We start from the raw sequence: 672 nt of genomic DNA on the forward strand, positions 1-672 counted from the left end.
GCACGTATTCTCCTGCGGAGGTGTCGTAGCTGTTAAACGTGACCTCACCCGAATAGTCGGCACGGTAGCTCGCGGATGCGTCCGCCGAGAGCGGCTGCACGCGGGAGGCGCATCCGGCGAAGGCGAGCGCGGAACCGGCACCTAGCACGCCGAGGGCGGCTCTGCGGGATATGAACGAGGAAGTCATGGGCGGGTACCTTTCTCATGGAAACGGAAAATACGGCGTCGTTACCGGTATTTTCGTTCGGGGAGTGATGTTACCGTGACGGGCACATCCTCTATTATCCCGGAGTAGAGCCGCAGTACAGGTAATTATGACACTCCTGCCACAGCAACAAGCCCCGCAGACATAGATTAAGCCCGCAGAAACGCACGTGTTTCTGCGGGCTTAACCTATATTTGGCCGATGCGGTTCAGCTTGAAAGAGATGCTAGAAGCCGATCCCTCCGCCGCTGCCGGAACCGGTGGATGCGCCACCGCTGGCGCTGGGGCTTGCGGAGCTGCTCATTCCAAGGTCAATTTCCCAGACACCATCTTTATAGGTACCTGTAAAGGTTTGCAACCATTCCTGATGCCGCGATTTCTCGGGGATATCCGTCACCTGACCGTTTTCAACCGTAAAGCTACCCATATTTATTGATACCTTTCCTTCCCATGTATAGGTGTCGCCTT

The 672-nt window shown here is 56.1% G+C and carries 1 protein-coding gene and 1 pseudogene; both read right to left on the minus strand.

The genetic code is table 11. From position 1 onward, the window contains the following. Positions 1-187 (minus strand): annotated as a pseudogene (locus HMPREF2554_RS09130) (Tat (twin-arginine translocation) pathway signal sequence); the annotation flags it as partial. 243 nt (positions 188-430) lie between these two features. Beyond that, positions 431-672, minus strand: a 242-nt coding sequence (locus HMPREF2554_RS09135) for a DUF6318 family protein (protein WP_246826049.1), incomplete at its 5' end; no start/stop codon positions are given.

The organism is Rothia sp. HMSC071F11 (assembly GCF_001809115.1).
Taxonomy (GTDB): domain Bacteria; phylum Actinomycetota; class Actinomycetes; order Actinomycetales; family Micrococcaceae; genus Rothia; species Rothia dentocariosa.